Source organism: Flavobacterium sp. H4147, from assembly GCF_029360735.1.
In the GTDB taxonomy this organism is placed as follows: domain Bacteria; phylum Bacteroidota; class Bacteroidia; order Flavobacteriales; family Flavobacteriaceae; genus Flavobacterium; species Flavobacterium endoglycinae.
On record NZ_JARKNB010000001.1, the window covers coordinates 894,150 to 912,263 of the forward strand.

26 protein-coding genes are annotated in these 18,114 nt (G+C 33.9%); 2 read left to right on the forward strand and 24 right to left on the reverse strand.

Going from position 1 to position 18,114, the window contains the following annotated elements; translation table 11 throughout:
* Window positions 1–74: 74 nt before the first annotated feature.
* From P2W75_RS03905 to P2W75_RS03915, 3 genes are all read right to left on the reverse strand, one after another.
* Window positions 75–1,943 (reverse strand): trehalase family glycosidase, encoded by a 1,869-nt coding sequence (locus P2W75_RS03905; protein WP_276378993.1) that lies wholly within the window; start codon window positions 1,941–1,943, stop codon window positions 75–77.
* Window positions 1,933–3,150 (reverse strand): sugar MFS transporter, encoded by a 1,218-nt coding sequence (locus P2W75_RS03910; RefSeq protein ID WP_276378994.1) that lies wholly within the window; start codon window positions 3,148–3,150, stop codon window positions 1,933–1,935. Before P2W75_RS03910 ends, P2W75_RS03905 begins: the two co-directional genes overlap by 11 nt.
* A 252-nt stretch (window positions 3,151–3,402) precedes the next feature.
* Window positions 3,403–6,042, reverse strand: a complete 2,640-nt coding sequence (locus P2W75_RS03915; protein ID WP_276378995.1) for a TonB-dependent receptor — start codon at window positions 6,040–6,042, stop codon at window positions 3,403–3,405.
* 166 nt (window positions 6,043–6,208) lie between these two features.
* Between P2W75_RS03915 and P2W75_RS03920 the strand changes: the two genes are divergently transcribed.
* Entirely contained in the window at window positions 6,209–7,234 is a 1,026-nt protein-coding gene (locus P2W75_RS03920) for a LacI family DNA-binding transcriptional regulator (RefSeq protein ID WP_276378996.1), read from the forward strand.
* A gap of 40 nt (window positions 7,235–7,274) precedes the next feature.
* A complete protein-coding gene (locus tag P2W75_RS03925) occupies window positions 7,275–7,625 on the forward strand; it encodes a hypothetical protein (RefSeq protein ID WP_207298214.1) in 351 nt (116 codons plus the stop codon).
* Window positions 7,626–7,655: 30 nt separating this feature from the next.
* Here P2W75_RS03925 and P2W75_RS03930 read toward each other — a convergent pair whose 3' ends face one another.
* From P2W75_RS03930 to P2W75_RS04030, 21 genes are all read right to left on the reverse strand, one after another.
* Complete coding sequence (locus tag P2W75_RS03930) at window positions 7,656–10,790, reverse strand: lantibiotic dehydratase (protein ID WP_276378997.1); 3,135 nt, start codon at window positions 10,788–10,790, stop codon at window positions 7,656–7,658.
* Between the two features lie 18 nt (window positions 10,791–10,808).
* Window positions 10,809–12,968, reverse strand: a complete 2,160-nt coding sequence (locus P2W75_RS03935) for a peptidase domain-containing ABC transporter (protein WP_276378998.1) — start codon at window positions 12,966–12,968, stop codon at window positions 10,809–10,811.
* On the reverse strand, window positions 12,961–14,115 hold the full coding sequence (locus tag P2W75_RS03940) for an HlyD family secretion protein (RefSeq protein ID WP_207298217.1): 1,155 nt from the start codon (window positions 14,113–14,115) through the stop codon (window positions 12,961–12,963). Before P2W75_RS03940 ends, P2W75_RS03935 begins: the two co-directional genes overlap by 8 nt.
* A 389-nt stretch (window positions 14,116–14,504) precedes the next feature.
* Entirely contained in the window at window positions 14,505–14,657 is a 153-nt protein-coding gene (locus P2W75_RS03945) for a class I lanthipeptide (RefSeq protein ID WP_207298218.1), read from the reverse strand.
* A gap of 27 nt (window positions 14,658–14,684) precedes the next feature.
* Window positions 14,685–14,834: a class IIb bacteriocin, lactobin A/cerein 7B family gene (locus P2W75_RS03950; RefSeq protein WP_276378999.1), complete on the reverse strand. Its 150-nt coding sequence runs from the start codon at window positions 14,832–14,834 to the stop codon at window positions 14,685–14,687.
* Between the two features lie 28 nt (window positions 14,835–14,862).
* Entirely contained in the window at window positions 14,863–15,012 is a 150-nt protein-coding gene (locus P2W75_RS03955) for a class IIb bacteriocin, lactobin A/cerein 7B family (RefSeq protein ID WP_207298220.1), read from the reverse strand.
* Between the two features lie 31 nt (window positions 15,013–15,043).
* Window positions 15,044–15,193, reverse strand: a complete 150-nt coding sequence (locus tag P2W75_RS03960; protein ID WP_207298220.1) for a class IIb bacteriocin, lactobin A/cerein 7B family — start codon at window positions 15,191–15,193, stop codon at window positions 15,044–15,046.
* A 28-nt stretch (window positions 15,194–15,221) separates the two neighbouring features.
* The gene (locus tag P2W75_RS03965; protein WP_207298218.1) at window positions 15,222–15,374 is read right to left on the reverse strand and encodes a class I lanthipeptide; all 153 of its coding nucleotides are present in this window, start codon (window positions 15,372–15,374) and stop codon (window positions 15,222–15,224) included.
* 28 nt (window positions 15,375–15,402) lie between these two features.
* A complete protein-coding gene (locus tag P2W75_RS03970; RefSeq protein WP_276379000.1) occupies window positions 15,403–15,555 on the reverse strand; it encodes a class I lanthipeptide in 153 nt (50 codons plus the stop codon).
* 28 nt (window positions 15,556–15,583) lie between these two features.
* Window positions 15,584–15,733: a class IIb bacteriocin, lactobin A/cerein 7B family gene (locus P2W75_RS03975; protein ID WP_207298220.1), complete on the reverse strand. Its 150-nt coding sequence runs from the start codon at window positions 15,731–15,733 to the stop codon at window positions 15,584–15,586.
* 28 nt (window positions 15,734–15,761) lie between these two features.
* The gene (locus P2W75_RS03980) at window positions 15,762–15,914 is read right to left on the reverse strand and encodes a class I lanthipeptide (RefSeq protein ID WP_207298218.1); all 153 of its coding nucleotides are present in this window, start codon (window positions 15,912–15,914) and stop codon (window positions 15,762–15,764) included.
* A gap of 28 nt (window positions 15,915–15,942) precedes the next feature.
* Window positions 15,943–16,092 carry a class IIb bacteriocin, lactobin A/cerein 7B family gene (locus P2W75_RS03985; RefSeq protein ID WP_207298220.1) on the reverse strand — a complete coding sequence of 50 codons (150 nt, stop codon included), beginning with the start codon at window positions 16,090–16,092 and terminating at the stop codon, window positions 15,943–15,945.
* Between the two features lie 28 nt (window positions 16,093–16,120).
* Complete coding sequence (locus P2W75_RS03990) at window positions 16,121–16,270, reverse strand: class IIb bacteriocin, lactobin A/cerein 7B family (protein ID WP_207298220.1); 150 nt, start codon at window positions 16,268–16,270, stop codon at window positions 16,121–16,123.
* 28 nt (window positions 16,271–16,298) lie between these two features.
* Window positions 16,299–16,448, reverse strand: a complete 150-nt coding sequence (locus P2W75_RS03995) for a class IIb bacteriocin, lactobin A/cerein 7B family (protein ID WP_207298220.1) — start codon at window positions 16,446–16,448, stop codon at window positions 16,299–16,301.
* 28 nt (window positions 16,449–16,476) lie between these two features.
* Window positions 16,477–16,620, reverse strand: coding sequence for a class I lanthipeptide (locus P2W75_RS04000; RefSeq protein ID WP_207298222.1), 144 nt, complete (start codon window positions 16,618–16,620; stop codon window positions 16,477–16,479).
* A gap of 27 nt (window positions 16,621–16,647) precedes the next feature.
* A complete protein-coding gene (locus tag P2W75_RS04005; RefSeq protein ID WP_207298223.1) occupies window positions 16,648–16,794 on the reverse strand; it encodes a class I lanthipeptide in 147 nt (48 codons plus the stop codon).
* A gap of 25 nt (window positions 16,795–16,819) precedes the next feature.
* Window positions 16,820–16,978, reverse strand: coding sequence for a class I lanthipeptide (locus P2W75_RS04010; RefSeq protein WP_207298224.1), 159 nt, complete (start codon window positions 16,976–16,978; stop codon window positions 16,820–16,822).
* 1 nt (window position 16,979) lies between these two features.
* On the reverse strand, window positions 16,980–17,144 hold the full coding sequence (locus tag P2W75_RS04015) for a class I lanthipeptide (RefSeq protein WP_276379001.1): 165 nt from the start codon (window positions 17,142–17,144) through the stop codon (window positions 16,980–16,982).
* Window position 17,145: 1 nt separating this feature from the next.
* Complete coding sequence (locus P2W75_RS04020; RefSeq protein ID WP_207298226.1) at window positions 17,146–17,301, reverse strand: class I lanthipeptide; 156 nt, start codon at window positions 17,299–17,301, stop codon at window positions 17,146–17,148.
* A 26-nt stretch (window positions 17,302–17,327) separates the two neighbouring features.
* Window positions 17,328–17,492 (reverse strand): class I lanthipeptide, encoded by a 165-nt coding sequence (locus P2W75_RS04025; protein WP_276379002.1) that lies wholly within the window; start codon window positions 17,490–17,492, stop codon window positions 17,328–17,330.
* 3 nt (window positions 17,493–17,495) lie between these two features.
* Window positions 17,496–17,681 carry a class I lanthipeptide gene (locus P2W75_RS04030; RefSeq protein WP_276379003.1) on the reverse strand — a complete coding sequence of 62 codons (186 nt, stop codon included), beginning with the start codon at window positions 17,679–17,681 and terminating at the stop codon, window positions 17,496–17,498.
* Window positions 17,682–18,114 lie beyond the last annotated feature (433 nt).

The window sequence follows — 18,114 nt, forward strand, 5'->3', positions numbered from 1 at the left end:
GGCTTCGACTCCGCTCAGCTAGACAAACGTGATCATAGAACTGAATGTTATCCGGAGCAAAGTCGAAGGCTTGTTTATTTGAAAAGTTCATCTGGATCAACCAAATCTGATAATTTTTGTTTTAAATCGCCTTTTAGAATTGTCAAACCAAACTGATAAGAAGCATTCATCCACCCAAAACCTTCTTCGGTTATGTAATTGAATTCGGTTCCTACATTCCCGTATTCTGCAAAAATTTTATGGGAACTGATGGATAAATCGAATTTCTCCGGAATGGTTCCGTTGTAATCGACCGCATTTCTGGTAATGAGCCAAAGCCAGCGATACACCATTTCCTGAACCTCATCGTTAAAACCGTAATTTAAAAGTCCTTCCCATAAAAGCATTTGGTGCGGCGCCCATCCAAACGGATAATCCCATTGTCTTATTGGTGAATTTTTATCGACATCTTCAATAGATTCTTTTGTACTTCCTGCAATTCCTCCTTTCATTTTAAATTTTGGCAATGTATTTTTTACCAGAATTTCGGCTTGTTCCTGCGTGCTTATTTTCGCCCAAAGCGGATAAAAAGTAGTCGCAGCTTCAAAAACGTGCTGTTTTTCATTTACAAAATCATAATCGTAGTAAATGCCGTTTTCTTGATTCCACAAAATCTTGTTGATACGCTCCTTTCTAATGGCTGCTTTTTCTCTCCAATAATCACCAGAATAGGATTTGTCTTCAAAATATTGAAATTCATTTTTAAAATACTTTTCGATCAAAAAGGCAATATCAGTTTCATATTTATACAGCAGACTGTTGATGGCAACGGTGTTTAAATTGGCACAAACTCCCACTAAACGGTGTGTTGTGTCGTGTCCGCTTTCACGCATACTTCTATCGTGGGTAAAATATTTATCTAGTTCAGGATCAACGATTTCTCTTTCAAGATATTTTTTTTCGAACTCTCGTGTAGAGAGATTGTATTTTGGAGCGTATTGCTCGAGAATATCATCAAAATGTCCTTCTTCAACTTCAAATGGAAGTCCGATTCCTTCTGCTTTATATCGGTTTAAACCATTGGCTGTAAGTCGTTTTCCTTCTTCCATCCAAACGGTTTTATATTCTTTTATAGCCGTTTTTAAATGTCTTTCAATCCAAAAAATATCAGGATCAGACTTTTGTAAAACATCCATAATCAAAGAAGTATAAAGTGGCGGCTGTGTTCGCGTCAAGTAATAGCTTCGGTTGGCGTTTAGAATTTTTCCGTAATGATCAATTTGGTATTTAAAGTTTTCTGCAATGCCCAAAGCGAGATCAATTTCATCGTCTATTAAAAGTCCTTTGGCAATAAAATAACTGTCCCAGCCGTACATTTCATTAAATCTTCCGCCCGGAACTACAAAAGGAACTCCAGAGATTTCATTGTTTTTTATCTGTAGTGCCAATGCCAAAATTCCTGGTTTTTTGTTGAGTGACAAAACATATTCTGGCGTGATGTTTTTTGGCAACTGTACTGCTTTTAACTTCGGAGTTACCGCTTCGAGTTTTTGAAAATAATCGAGTACTATTTCATCGCCAAACGGAACATACAAATACGAGATTTCATTTTCAATTTTATCGTCTTCCAGTATTTTTTTTACGCCGACAGCATCAATGGTTCTGGTAAGTCCTTTCCAATATAAATCTTTTATTTTTCGAGAAATTCTTTTTACAGGATCTTCGGTAATAATGTCGAGTGTTATTTCGGCAAATTCAGTTTCTTCTTTTTTGGCTAAAGCCAGTTCCTGCAGTAAGTTCGAAAGCTGATAAGTTCCTTCAATTTTTGCTGAATTTCCGTTTTCATCTATCAGCAGAAATTGTTTCGGACCGTTATCGTCAATCGTTATTTTTTTATCGCCATCAGTATCTTCCTGAGCCAATAATTTTTCAATGGTCTGGGTTATATGTAATTTAAATTTCATCTTCTGCAGTTATTTTTTTAAGAATAAAAAAGGATATCAATAACAAGGACATCGGAATCAGGGTAAAATAAAATGCGTTTTCAGGTCCTTGATGTTTAAAAAGCCATCCTGTTATTCTGGAACCCAAAGTACCGCCAAGAGCCGAAAAAATCACGATTAATCCCGTCATGGAACTTTGCAGGTTTTTGGGCAAGGCGCTTAATACAATCGAATTTAACAACGGATAAATTGGCGCAATAAAAAGTCCAATTAAGGGAAATGCGAATCCAATTAAAGGAATATCCGAAAGTGTGTGAATTTCTTTAACTTCTAATCCTACGGTTTTGGGAAGTACAAAAATAACGAGCAGCATTGCCGATATTATACAGACACTTAACACCCAAATCCAGTTTACTTTTTTGGTTACAATTCCAGCAATAAATCTTCCTACTGCCAGTGAAACAGCCAGAATACTGGCCATCATAATACTGATGTTTTCCGGCAGACGAAGGACTTTTGTATTGAATGTAGGCAGCCAAGATAGAATTCCTTGCTCGATCATAACGAATAAAAAGACGCTGATGACAAAAATAATCGTCAGCAGTTTTATGATTAATTTGAACATCTGACTGAAATCATCTTTTAAGTTCGCTCCTGCTGCTTGGGTTTCTTCGAATTTTACAAAGAATAAAAACAAGAATGATAAAAAGGATAATCCTGCCAATAACCAATAGACATTCAGCCATGAATTGGGATCGTTTTCATTGTTAAAGGCTGGAAATAAAAAGTAAGCCAGCGCAATTCCTATCATGAAAAAGCTTTCGATACTGCTCATTAAGGCATTGTGTTCTTTTTTGGTTTCTGTAACGGTTCCTATTAAGGAATAAACGGAAACTTTAATCAGGGCAAATGAGACTCCAACGGCTGCAAATAGAATTTTAGCATTGTCAAAAGAGTTTCCAAAATACATAGAAATACACGCCAGAGTGACCAATCCTAATCCGGTAAGCATGGCTTTTCTATAGCCGATTCTGGGTAAAAAAGAGGCTATAAAAAAGGATACTATGGCGATAGGCATGTCTTTAAAAGCTTCTAAAATGCTGGCCTGCACTTCGTCGACTCCGTAGTTTTTCTGCGATTTTAAAATCACAATCCCAACGCTGTTTAATAAAATAGCGAAGACAAAATAATTGAGATAGAGTGAGATTTTAATTCCTATGTTTTTCATTTTTTTGTTCTCTTCTTTGTGGTTGCGCAGTGTAGACGCACTGGTGTGCGCTTCTACAGCATCTATACTCTATATTTAATTTTTAACACATAGAAACATAGTTTTAATTCGCATTCAAAAGGCGTTTCACTTTTATCAAATTCACATAGCTTTGTGTAGAAACTAGTTTCTTTTTTGCTCTTGTTTAATGATGAAATCTATGTTTCTATGTGTTTAATATTTTTAAAAATTACGCCACTAATCTATATAAAATTAGAAATTAATGGCAACTGAAAATCTAAACGCACGTCCTAAAATAGGTCTTGCCATAAACACATCGCTGGCTGCAGATGTAGTTTGTCTTGGATCTCCTTCTGTTAAACCAATTTCGTTGAACAAGTTCGAAGCATCAACCGCAAAACGAAGATTGTTGTAGGTATAATTTAAACCTGCTCCTACTTCTTTGTAAGCTGGTAAAACTTGTTTGTTGTCTTGATTGGTGTATTTTTTATCGTAATATGAAAACTGTACATAAGCGGTAAAGTCCTTTGTAATATCTACTTCTGGTCTTAAGTTACAGAAAAATTTAGGAATTCTTCGTGCTGTATTTCCATTAAAATCAAACGTAGAACCATCTGCATTTGTTCCTGTAAAGTTGTCGTATTCTGGTTTTTGAACCGTAAACGTAAAGTTCAATTTAGCAAATTTGTATCTCGCATTGGTTTCGACTTCTAAACCAATATTGTTTACATCGGCAAATTTATTTTCGGATGAACCATCGGATAAAATATCAGTAAAAGCAACATTTTTCAAATTCATGTGAAATAAGTTAGCGTTTACAGAGAAGAATGAATTCGAGTATTTGTATCCTAATTCGAATTGATTTACTTCTGTGTTTTCAAGTTTGCTTAAATTGGCTGCGTTATCATAAAATGATTCTTCGATTGGTGATCTAAATCCGTGGCTGTAACGAACGTAAGATGCCATGTTATCATTAAATTTATAGTTCCCCGCTGCTGTATATGACCATTCGCTTACATCATATCTCCAATAAGTGTATGGATTTCCTTTTACGGTTGTTACGGCATCATCGGCTGTATTGTTGTCTAAAATTCCTAAGTCTTCAGCAAAAAATCTTGCATTGTCTCGATAACCTGAATATTTGTCTTTGTTGTAACGTAATCCGGCATTAAAAGTCAATTTATCGGTTGCTTTGATTTCCGCGTCAGCGTAAACATCATTTAAAAGTCCTTTGGTTTGTGCATCTCTTTCTAACCAAGTGATTCGCTCGATACCGTTCCAAGTATGGTCTACTCCAGTTGTATTGTCTTTTACGTTTAATAATCTTGGATTGTCTGAAACGCTTACTAAATACGAATTCCAGTTCCAGTATTGATTTGATTTCCAATTAGAATAGTAGTAACCAGCTGTTAATTTAACTGGATCTAAGTCGAAAGAGAAAGAGAAATTATTCGCAAAATTGTCCATTTTCTTTTGAATGTGCCAAAGATCAGCGCGCATGATTAATGCATTTGGATCTAATGTTTGTCCGTTATCTACATAACTATAAGTCAAGTTAGAAGCGGTTGTGTTTTGAACTCCTGTTGCGTATGCATCTTGTGTCCACGGCCCTCCGTTAGGAAAAATAGCATTGTAATTTAAATCGATCGCTGTCTTTTTGAAAACGTTTTTGAACGTAACTTTATCTGAAATTTTCTTTTTAAACTCAGCTCCAATTGAGTTGATAATTGGGTGTGAACCATCTTCTAAATCAGCACTGAAAGTACCTCCTCCATATTGAGGAACGTTTAAATGACTAAAATTAACTGAAGTCAACGTTCCGTAATTTGGATTGAAACCTGGAATTCCTTCTATTTTTCCATTGTTGCTTTTTAAAGGAATTGGCAGATAAAATGTGTTCCTGTCATCCAAATGTTTGAAGTTTACTCTTAAATAATCGTCCTCATCAAATTTATATGTAAGGTTTCCTTTGATTTGTCCACCTTTGTTGGCTGTAAATCCTGTATTTCTTACTCCATTATCGGTTCTGTAAAATCCACCAACATTAAAGAATAATTTATCCTGAACTAATGCACCAGATAAATTTAAGTCAGTTCTGAACATTCCGTAATCAGAAGTGGTGAATTTGGCTCTTCCTTGAAAATCATTTTGTCCCGTTTTCGAAATAAAGTTGATGATTCCTCCCGGCGCATTATTGGCAAAAATTGATGCAGAACCTCCTCGTACGGCTTCCATTTTACTTACGGTTTCGTCGAGTCTATAAAAAGTATCGGCATTAGCAAACTGAAGTGCTCCATCTTCAAAAACCGGCAGTCCATCTTCTTGAATTTGTACATATTCATACGCTCCGGCTGATGGAATACCTCTTGCAAAAAGGTTATTTCCTATTTCTCCTCCTGATGCTTCAACCACAAATCCCGGAATAGTCTGCAATAAGGCTGCAGTACTCGATGGCGCTCTGTCTTCAATAGCTTTGGCTCCCATTGTTGTAATGGCAACGCTCGATTCTAATTTGGATCTTGGCGAAGATGAACCTGTTACAACTACTTCTTTTAAACTTTGAGATTCAGTTTCCAGCAGTAAATCTACGGTTACCGATTGTCCTTCTTTTACTGAAATTTCTTTTTTATACGTTTTATAACCCACGTTTGTGGCTTCTACATAATAGTTTCCTGCAATAACATCGGTAAAAATAAAGTTTCCGTTTTCGTCTGTTATTACATTTTTTCCTGTGTCTTTTAAAGATACATTTGCTCCCGGAATGGTTTGTCCATTCTCATCTAAAACTTTTCCCGAAACAGTATTTTTTGCCTGAGCGAATAAACTGTTTGGAACAAAAATTATACAAAATATCAAAAATAATATCTGTAAATAATAATGCTGTTTTTTCATTTTGGTTTGGTTTCGTTAGTAAAATTTTCATTTCATCTATGTAAACTTAAATACTAATTAATTTGAATTTAAGAATTAAAAATCGAAAACGTTTTCGAAATGACCTAAAACGTTTTCGAAAATTAATTTTTAGATTATGAAATTGATTTTTTAGTACATTTATTTTATGAATGATACTAAATTAATAGATATAGCTTCGGCGTTAGGAATCTCGGTTACAACGGTTTCTAAAGCTCTCAAAGGATATACAGATATAAGTAAATCAACTCGTGCCAAGGTTCTCGAAATGGCTGAGACGATGAATTATATTCCTAATTCTGTTGCGGTTAACCTTCGAACGAACGAAACCAAAACTATTGGTGTCATTATTCCGGCTACGGTTCATCACTTTTTTTCGAGTGTGCTGAACGGGATTTTAGAAGAGGCTGAAAAGAGAGGTTATCTGGTTATTATTCTGCAGTCGAACGAAAAATATGAGCTGGAGAAAAAACAGCTTGCATTGTTAATTCAGAAAAGGGTTGATGGTGTTTTGATGTCGCTTTCGAATGAAACGGATGATTTCTCTCATATTAATGATGCGATCCGAAAAAATACGCCAGTGGTTTTATTTGATAAAATTGCCAAAAGAGTGAATTGTTCCAAAGTGGTAATTAATGATGCCAAAGCAGCTTTTGATGCGGTTTCATATCTTATTAATAAAGGCTACAAAAAAATTGCCCATTTTAGAGGTTCATATGTTCCTCAAAATTCTATTGATCGTTTTTTAGGCTATAAAAGGGCACTTGAAGCACACGGAATTGAATATGATTCGAAACTGGTCTATGTTTGCGACAACAATACTGATTTTGAAGATGGTTACGAAAATGCTCAGAAAATAATGAATGAACATCCTGATGTCGATGCCATTTTTGCGATTACCGATTTAGTAGCGATCGGGATTATTAAATATTTTAATGAGGCTGGAATAAAAACGCCGGATCAGGTGGCTGTTTTTGGATTCAGCAATTGGTTTATGAGTACAGTTATTTCGCCAAAATTAACCACAATTGACCAGCCTGGATTTGAAATGGGACATACAGCGGTTTCGATTTTAATTGATGAAATAGCTGATATTAAAGAGCATCGCGAAGTTACCCATCAAATTATTGAACTTCCTACTAGAATCATAGAAAGAGAATCTACCATTAAATGATTTTTAATTCTAACTTTGCATCAATTCTTAACGATTCGTAATGTTTCCGATTCCTGAAAATACTGATTTTTTATTGGCTGATGCCGAAAAAGAAAATTTATATCTAAACTTAATCGGACAGATTAATAAGGATTTTAATCTGGCTAATGAAGGAATTGATTTCCCGATGAGTATTACGCCTGAAGAATTGAAAATCCAGCTTCACGAAAAAGTCTACCGAATGATTCAGTACAAATTTGCTGAATACCTGAATCTGCTTTATATTATTGATGTTCCCGAAAATGAAATAAAAAAACTTGACGGCTCAGATTTGGTAATCCTTGCCGAACAAGTTTCTTTTTTAATTTTAAAAAGGGAATGGCAGAAGGTTTGGTTTAGAAAAAACTATTAAATTCTAACCTCTCCTGAATTCCCCTTTTTGTTACGCTATAGATTCTTCAACTTCTTTGGTTTCTTTCTTTTTTCCTGTATGAAGTTGTTTGCTGTAATATTTGTATAAGTAATCGTAAACTACCATTTCATGAATTCTGTGTTTGGTCAAGAAGATTCGGTTACAAATCATGTGTACATAACTCAACATAATGTTGTCAAGATAAGTTGGCAAACGGTGTTCTTTGCTTAGCTCTTTTATCTCTGCTACTATTGGCGCATTTTTTTGAGAACGTTCTTCAAGGATTTCAATTAATGGTTCGTAAATTTCATCCATCAAGTTTGGATCTAAGAAGGATTCAATCTCAGATTCGTGCTGTACAAACATTTCGTTGATTTGTTTGTTTAGTCTTCCAGAACGGTTGAATTCTTTTCCAAAACTAGTTTTAGCCGCATTGAACAACTTCACTTTTCCTTCTAATTTTACATCAAAATCATTTAAGAAATGGTCGATCGATAATAATGAGAACATCCATCTTATTTTTTCTCCAGTGTCACCTTCGATCATATCGGCAAATTTCAAAGTGCATTCACTGTCGTTAAAGAACAATGATTCTGTTGCTTCGATTGCTTCATATCCGTATCGTTGTAATTCGCGCAGGTAATTGTCTGTTTGTGTTTTCCAGATAATTCTTGTCTGCTCAAATGGTTCAACGTGTTGTTTTATAATGTTGATGCAGTCTGTAAATAAATTGCTGTTTTTTAATAAAACACGGAATCTAATATGATGTCCTTGAACGTCATAATAACGAATAAAGAACCATTTGTCGATTAAACCTTTTGCTTGTAATTCTTCTACAATTGGTGTAATGCCTTTTTTAAGAAGCTCTTCTCCTGCTCTTTCTCCGCAGTAAAATTTATAATACAGCCATTTTTCTCCTATTGAAAATGAAGTTTGAACATTGTTTTTGTTTTCTTGAGAAACGAATTGATTTACCTCAGCAACTTCAACCTTTTTCTCTATGTTTTTATGTGCCGTGAAGATAATTTCATTGCAATAATCTGGTGTGATGGTATTTTCTGCAAATAAAAATTCTTTCAGCTTAATCACATTTTCTCCTTTCAGCATGTAGTAAAAAACATTTCGGCTTAATTCGTTATTGAAGTTGATTAGGACTTCATTATCTCCTTGAGAAATATATACGACATCTGGAATGTTTCTTTTTTCTTTGAAATCAGTAATAAAATCAAGATTTTTTGCTTCGGCAGCGGCAACAAGATTTTCAATTTCTGTTTTATTAAGAGTCCATGTAGCTCTGCTGAACACGGTGTCTTTGTAATTAACCCTTGGCAGGAAATCAAATTCATTCTGAAGTCCGCCCCAGTTGAATCCAAATCCAAATGAATTTTGATTCTGCAGGTCGCATAAAAAGTGATAGATTGGCAATGCATTTGAGGCAAAATTGTGTGCGTTGCTTAATCTTGGAATGATTTCTTTATTTAATCGTTTTGAGCGCAGCACTACTTTTCCTGATTTTACAGAAACGTACAAATCATCAATCATAATTTGGTGATCTCTGTCTACAGAAGCATTTCCTAAATACGGAATTTCATATTCTCTCTGGAAGTTTCTATATAGAATATTTCCGGTTCTTGCCTGCGGTAAATGCACTACTTCGGCAATAATTTTATCTGAGTTCAGCTGGTTTTCTACTGAAGCTACTTCGTTGCAAAGATCCAGAATTTTAGTATCAAGATGCCCGAATCGTCCAATTAAACCATTTGCAGATGGTCCGCTGGCTGTTTTAATATTGATTTTTTCGGTTCCGTTTTCGTGAAACACATTTACAAATGCCGAGAATGTATCAGGATACAAAGCTTCATTTTCTTCGAATTGGTTGATTTCTTCATCAGTTAATTCGATTGATTGTAAATTATTTTTAGCCGCATGAAGCAGTTTTTTAAACAGAAATGATTTTTTGGCATCCATCGCGATCTGATTTACCTGCGCTTGGTTTCCACTAATTAGCAAATCATCAACTAACGGCGATTTTGCACCTGATGTTTTTGCATATCCAATTCCAACATCTGGATCTAAAACATTTACCAAAGGCTGTTCGTACTCTTCATATCGCTCTAGGAATTTCTTTTTGAATTCTTTTAAGTTTGCATTTTCTGAACCTGATTGCAATTTATTTAAAGCGGTTAACGCTGGGCGCAGATTTTTTAAGGTTTTAAAGCTAATCGAGCCATTTTCAATTTTTCTAAAACTATCTACTTGAAATAGTTTTGAAATGTCTACGTGATCTAATTCTTCGTTTATTAACTCATGAATTTGAGTATATAAAGCAGGATCGTTAATAGTATTTGTATCAAGATTATTGATTTTGGTTTTTAAATTGGTAATTAATTCTCTGATAACTTCGGCTTCATAAAAATCAAATCTTTTTTCAGAGAATGTTTTTAGAAGTTTTTCAAAATAATCTTCGCCTGTAATTGTAAATTCTAATTCAGATACAATAAACTGACTTTTGATTAAAGTGTCGATAAATTCGTTGGCATCTTTTAGTGTAATTTCATCAGAAACAAGTAATTCTGCCAGTTCGCTTAATAAAACACCGTCTTTTGCTTTTTCGAAAATAAGTTCCAAATAATCGCTTATTTCAACTTCTGAAATTTTGTGAAAACGCACGTTGTCTTTGAAGTAATATTCGACATAACGGTATTTATCAAAAACGGTATAGATTGAATTGTTGCTGTAATATTTCAATACGTTTTTGATGGCGTCATTTTTCACAATCACCGGCAGAAAACTTCCTAAAAAGTACATGTCGAATTTGGTGAATCTTCCTAAAGTGCTTTCGGCAATATTAAGATTGGTTTCCGAATTTAATTCCACTGCGGCTACTGTAGCAAACATTCCAAAAGGCGTGCTTCGGTTTGCTAAACGTGAAGCATATTTGTATAATGATCCTTTTAGGTTTTTTAGTTCCTCTTCTGTTTGAAAACCTTCTCCAGTTTCCCACATAACAAGTGCTTTATAAATGTTTGGAGAACCAATAAACAATGCTTCTCTGTTTTCTTTTTTAGAAAAAATTTCCACGATTTTTTCCCAAGTAAGATCCATTTGTTTTTCTTCAATTGGAGTTCTCACAATAGCCGTTTTTGCAAAAGAGTAATTTTTCATTTTTGTTAAATTTCCTTATTAAACAATTATATTATTCCACATTCTATAATAGTATTCTTCTTTATTCATAAGCTCTTGGTGTGAGCCAGATTCGACGATTTCTCCTTTTTTGAAGGCATAAATAACGTCAGCATTTTTAATTGACTGTAGTTTGTGTGCAATTACAATGATCGTTTTTCCTTGTGCATGCAGTTCGTCAATTAGTTTTTTGATCACCATTTCTGATTCAGAATCCAGTGCTGATGTTGCTTCATCTAAAATCAATACTTCAGGATCTTTATATAGCGCTCTGGCAAAGGCAATTCGCTGTTTTTCTCCTCCCGATAAATTGGCTCCAAATTCTCCTAAATAGGTATTGAATCCGTTTGGCAGAGATTCGATAAAATCATAAGCGCCAACTTTTTTACTGACTTCAATTATCTTTTCCATATCGGGATTTGATTCTCCAATAGAAATGTTGAAGGCAATTGTTCCGTCAAAAAGCTCAACGTTTTGAGGCACAGTTGTAATAAGAGCGTTTATGCTGTCTTTTGAAATGTAATTTAAGTCGTATTCTCCAATTAATATTTTACCTTCTTTTGGACTGTAAATGTTTTGAATTAATGAGGCAATGGTACTTTTTCCGCTTCCACTTTCTCCAACAAAGGCGGTGAAAGCTCCTTTTTTGATGGTAATATTTAAATCTTTAAAAATGTAACGTCCTAATTCGTATGAGAAATCAATGTTTTTGAATTTAATATCATCAAAGTTGTTTCTGGTTAGATTTACTTTTGATTCCATTTCTTCTCTGTCCAAATCCATGATTCCAAATAAACGGTCTGAAGCAATCATGGCATTCTGAATCGCCTGATTTGTTCCAATTAACTGTGATGCCGGTCCTGTAAAGTATCCTATAATAGAGTAAAATGAAAACAGTTCACCCGGCGTAATATCTCCATCAATAGCATAATAGGTTCCTACCCATAAAAGAATGATGGTAAACAATCTGGAAATAAAATCAGTAGCGGTTCTTGAAAAGATTCCGTTCATTCCTGATTTGTAAATGCTTTTCAACAGATCGACAAATTTTAATTCTGTTCTGGTTTTAGAGAAATCTTCTAAAGACAGTCTTTTTACAGTTCCAATGTTTTTTATGGATTCTACCAGCTGTGATTCGAGCATGGCATTTTTTTCCATTATAGAACGTTCTGCTGTTTTGTTCAATTTATTTGTTATCAAATAAATAATAACATAAAACGGAATAATAAGCGAAATAATCAGTGCCAGTTTCCAATAGAATGAAAACATAAAAATAAAGGAAAAAAAGACAATAAGCACGTTTACTGAAATACTTAAAGCAGTTTCGTTTATCAAGGCACGAATTTTTACTGCATCGCCTATTCTAGACATGATTTCACCAATTCTCATCGTGTCAAAAAACTTTTGAGGCATGGTGAAAAGATGTTTGTAATAGCCCAGAATTAATCGTGAATCGATCTGCTGGCTTGTTTTTAGGATGAAAACATCTTTTAAAACGCTGTATACAATCTGCAGCAGCAAACATCCAATAACAATAACACTCATAAGGTTTAGTAAGCTTTTGTTACCGCTTACGAGTACAAAATCTGTAATCTTACCTACGTAAATCGATACCGAAAAACCTAATAAAGTGTATAAAACGGCTCCAATTATGGCTTGTAATAAAATGTATTTATGAGGCTTTAATAAAAATAGTATTCTTTTAAAATTTGATATTTTCTCGTTTTTTTCCTTGAAAATATCATCATCCGGAACTAATATTAAGGCATAACCTGTAAACATTTCTTCAAATTCGGCTAGTGGCTTTTTTTCCAGTTTCCCGTTTGAAGGATCCATGATCTGGATGTATTTACTAGTTATTTTGTAAGCAACAACATAATGAGGAAATTCGTGTCCTTCATGTTTTATTACAACATGTAAAAGAGCCGGAATTGGCAGGTCTTTTAATCCTTCAAAATCTACTTTTACTCCTTTAGCCAGGAAACCTAATTTAACTGCTGCTTCTCGTAATCCAAGTAATGTTGTTCCTTTTTGAGTAGTATTGGCATACTGGCGGATTCTTGAAATTGGCAGGCTTAAATTATAATGTTCCGAAATTGAAGCTAAACAAGCAGCGCCACAATCTGAAAAATCATGTTGTTTTATTTCTATTTTACTCATTTTTGCTATTGTAAGGATTAAACCAATCTTCTACTTTGTCAAATATTAACTGAAATGCAGTTCGCTTAGTCAGGAAAAAACGGCTGGTTAAACTCATTCCTTTTTTGAGATTTCCTTTGGCTCCGTTTTTTAGTGTTAAACTGTCATTGTGCAGATTGCTTTTTATTTTATAATAAGGAGCATTGTTTACGATTAAAACATCTTTGCTTATTTCGAAGATTCTTCCTTTTGCAAATCCCCATTGATTGGAATTGAAAGCGTCTATTTGATAAATGGCATCTCCGCCTTCTTTTAAATATCCTATTTCTGATGGATTTACATACGTTTCAACGATTATGTTTTTATCTGGAGAAATTTCTACTATCGGATTTCCAGCGGCGACTCCGCTTCCTTTATGAAAACCTTGCATATTGACCAGTTCGCCATCAATTGGGGCAATTATGATGTAATTGTTTTCCTCTTCTTTAAGCTGTTTCTGATTTGAATAAATGTTTTTATTCGACTGGCTCAGCTGTGTGTATTCTTTCTGCCAGGACAATTCTGTTTGTTTGATCAGATTGATTCGGTCGTTCTTGATTTTGTTGAGTTCCAGTTCTGCCTTTTCGAATTCTGATTTTGAAATAACTTCTTTTCGATACAGCTGTTCTTTTCGGTCAAAATCGGCTTGAGTATTTTTAACCACTATATCAAGATTGTATAATTCCTGCTGGTGTTTTAAAAGTTCTCTTTTATATTGATCTGACTGAACCTGACTGTAATTATGATTTATAAGATTCTTTAGATCGCTTAAGTAGAGAGCATTTTCTGAACTCTGAATCGTGTTTAAATTTTCTCTTTCTTTTAATATGTTGTGATCTATTATAAGTAAGGTGTCGCCCTTTTTGATTTTCTTATTTTCTTCAACATTAAAAAAAGATATTTTACCGCTTATAGGAGAATAAAGTGTTAGTTTCTTTTCCTGTGGAATGATAGTTCCTCTACTAGTTGTGTAAACATCTATATATATAAAAGGAAGCGAAATAAAAGCTATTAATAAAGCTAAAAATGTAATCACAAATAAACGGGATGTTTTTTTATTGTGTTTAATAATATGACTTTCAACAGTGTTGTTTAAAATCTCTTCTGGAAAAATTTCTTTATCGTTCATAATTATCTGTATTAATTTTCTATGGCAAATGAACCTATTATTTAAGGAAGAAAAAAATGAAAAACCCCCATTTTTATAAAAAATCGTATTCAATTTAAGCAAATAAAACACTGATAATCAATGACTTATTTTTGATTTTAGATAATTAGGCGCAAAACTTCCAGAGATCTGGTTTTTACGATTTTAGAGCATAAAAAAAGCATTATCAAATCAAATTGATAATGCTTTTTTAGAATATGCATGTTACAAAAGTTAATTCAAATGTGCTTTTTTATGAGAAGAGCATCCACCATCTTCGTCATTCATTTGAAAATTATTCAACATTGTAAACTCTTTATATAGAGACATGCTTGTTGTCTACGTTTTTGTTTTTTGAGAAAAACCGGGGACTAGTTATCTGAAGCGATAGTGATAGTAAGACCGATGATAACTCCAATACATAATGGGCTTGTTCCACCGTCAACATCATGCATTTGTTTGTCGTTTAATTCCGCTACTGCTGCTTTATTGAAAGCTAATTTGTTTGGGTTCTGATTTTTCATCTTATTTATAATTTAAAGGTTAATGGATTATTTTGCTGCAATTGTAACTGTAAGACCGATGATCACTCCGATACATAACGGGCTTGTTCCGCCGTCTACATCATGCATCTGTTTATCGTTTAATTCTGCTACTGCTGCTTTGTTGAAAGCTAATTTGTTTGGGTTCTGATTTTTCATCTTATTTATAATTTAAAGGGTTAATGGATTAGTCTGCGTAGATTGTGATAGTAAGACCGATGATCACTCCGATACATAACGGGCTTGTTCCGCCGTCTACGTCGTGCATTTGTTTATCATTTAATTCTGCTACTGCTGCTTTATTGAAAGCTAATTTGTTTGGGTTCTGATTTTTCATCTTATTTATAATTTAAGGATTAGTTAATTAATTAGTCTGCGTAGATTGTGATGGTAAGACCGATAATCACTCCGATGCATAACGGGCTTGTTCCGCCGTCTACGTCATGCATTTGTTTATCGTTTAATTCTGCTACTGCTGCTTTGTTGAAAGCTAATTTGTTTGGGTTCTGATTTTTCATCTTATTTATAATTTAAAGGGTTAGTTAATTAATTATCTGAAGCGATTGTGATGGTAAGACCGATGATTACTCCGATACATAAAGGGCTTGTTCCACCGTCTACGTCGTGCATTTGTTTATCGTTTAATTCTGCTACTGCCGCCTTGTTGAAAGCTAATTTGTTTGGGTTTTGATTTTTCATCTTATTTATAATTTAAAGGGTTAGTTAATTAATTATCTGATGCGATTGTGATTGTTAAACCAATGATTACTCCGATGCATAAAGGGCTTGTTCCGCCGTCTACGTCGTGCATTTGTTTGTCGTTTAATTCTATTACTGCCGCTTTATTGAAAGCTAATTTGTTTGGGTTCTGATTTTTCATCTTATTTATAATTTATAAGGTTAATGGATTAGTCTGCGTAGATTGTGATGGTAAGACCAATGATCACTCCAATACATAATGGGCTTGTTCCACCATCAACATCATGCATCTGTTTGTCGTTTAATTCTGCTACTGCTGCTTTGTTGAAAGCTAGTTTGTTTGGGTTCTGATTTTTCATCTTATTTATAATTTAAAGGGTTAGTTAATTAATTATCTGAAGCGATTGTGATGGTAAGACCGATGATTACTCCGATACATAACGGGCTTGTTCCACCGTCTACATCATGCATTTGTTTATCGTTTAATTCTGCTACTGCTGCTTTGTTGAAAGCTAATTTGTTTGGGTTTTGATTTTTCATCTTATTTATAATTTAAAAGGTTAATGGATTAGTCTGCGTAGATTGTGATGGTAAGACCGATGATCACTCCGATACATAAAGGGCTTGTTCCACCGTCTACATCGTGCATTTGTTTGTCGTTTAATTCTGCTACTGCTGCTTTGTTGAAAGCTAATTTGTTTGGGTTCTGATTTTTCATCTTTTTTATAATTTAAAGGGTTAATGGATTAGTCTGCGTAGATTGTGATAGTAAGACCGATAATCACTCCGATGCATAACGGGCTTGTTCCGCCGTCTACGTCGTGCATCTGTTTGTCGTTTAATTCTGCTACTGCCGCTTTGTTGAAAGCTAATTTGTTTGGGTTTTGATTTTTCATCTTATTTATAATTTAAAGGGTTAATGGATTAGTCTGCGTAGATTGTGATAGTAAGACCGATGATCACTCCGATGCATAAAGGGCTTGTTCCGCCGTCTACATCATGCATTTGTTTATCGTTTAATTCTGCTACTGCTGCTTTGTTGAAAGCTAATTTGTTTGGGTTCTGATTTTTCATCTTATTTATAATTTAAAGGGGTTAATAATTATTCTGCTGCCAGAAATATTGTTGTGAAAACTACGATACAAAGAGAGGTTGTGCCACCGTCTACATCATGCATTTGTTTGTCATTAAGCTCTGTAACAGCCACTTTATTGAAAGCCAGTTTGTTTGGGTTTTGATTTTTCATACTATTTTAAATTTTTAAGGATAGAGATTATTCGACAACAACAACGACAGTAATAAATATGATGGTACAAAGAAGTGTAGTTCCTCCATCGACATCCTGCATTTGTTTGTCATTCAGTTCGGTAACAGCCACTTTGTTGAAAGCAAGCTTGTTGTTTAGGTTTTGTTTTTTCATAATGATTTAAATTTTAAGATGTTATTTATTCGGCAGTAAGCACAACAGATATTGTAACTAAGCTTGTAGTACTTATAGTTGTTGTTGAAGTTCCACCATTTACAGTTTCTAATTGATTACTGTTTAGTTCTGTAACAGCCGCTTTATTAAAAGAAAGCTTGTTCATTGGGATTTGTTTTTTCATATTATTCAGATTGAAGAGTTAGGATGGTTACGATGACAAGACTTGTAGTTCCTACTGTTGTAGATGTAGACGTTCCACCTTTAACATTTTCTAATTGATTACTGTTTAGTTCTGTAACAGCTGCTTTATTAAAAGCCAGTTTGTTCTTTGGATTTTGATTTTTCATATTATTCAGCTTGAAGAGTTATAACAGTTACGATGATAAGACTTGTGGTTGTCACCGTTATTGTTCCGCCATTTACAGTTTCTAATTGATTACTGTTTAATTCTGTAACCGCTGCTTTATTAAAAGCCAGTTTGTTCTTTGGGTTTTGATTTTTCATATTTAAATGATTTTTAGGTTATTATTTTACATTAAATCGAATGTCACTTTTAAGCAGCAGCATCCTGTACAGGTCTCGTCGCCTCCAATAATTGAAGTTCCTCCGTTGATTGCGGCTAATAAATTGTCGTTTAGTTCTGTAACATCTGCTTTCTTGAAATACAGTTTGTTGTTTAGGCTTAAGTCTTTCATATTTTATAATTGATTAGGTTTAATTACAGTTATTTTCGTTAAAATTGGATCACATATACATCCAGAATTAGGATTCGTATCAATATCATATCCAGATATTCCTCCGTTTATATTTCTTAATTGTAGAACATTTAGTTCTGTTACAGCAGATTTGCTGAAAATCAGTTTGTTTTGATTTTGTTTTTTCATCTTGTTTAATTTTTTAGTTATTGAATAGCTTGTGCAAATAATTATGTATTGAGAATCAATGATTCAAAATAGAGCATGATGAGTTGGCTAAAAAATGATTTAGCTGGATGAAATGCATAACAATTTCAAATAGATACTAGATCTAAGTTTTGGCAATGCTTAAATAAAAAGCACAGAAATTAGTTCCGGAAAAAATCCAGACAAAGTCCTATTTGAAAAGTTTTGAAATGCGTTTTTTGAGTTTGTAAAACAACGACTTAGGCTGTTTTACAGCATCATTGTCTTCAATCTTAAAAATTGAATTTTTGCTGAGGCGTTTTGGGCCAGACTGATTACTATTAGTCATAAAATTTTCTTTTTGCCTAACAAGTAATGCCCTATAGAAGTGTACTTTTAGAAATAGTAAAAAAAAGTTTTATTAAACACATTTTTT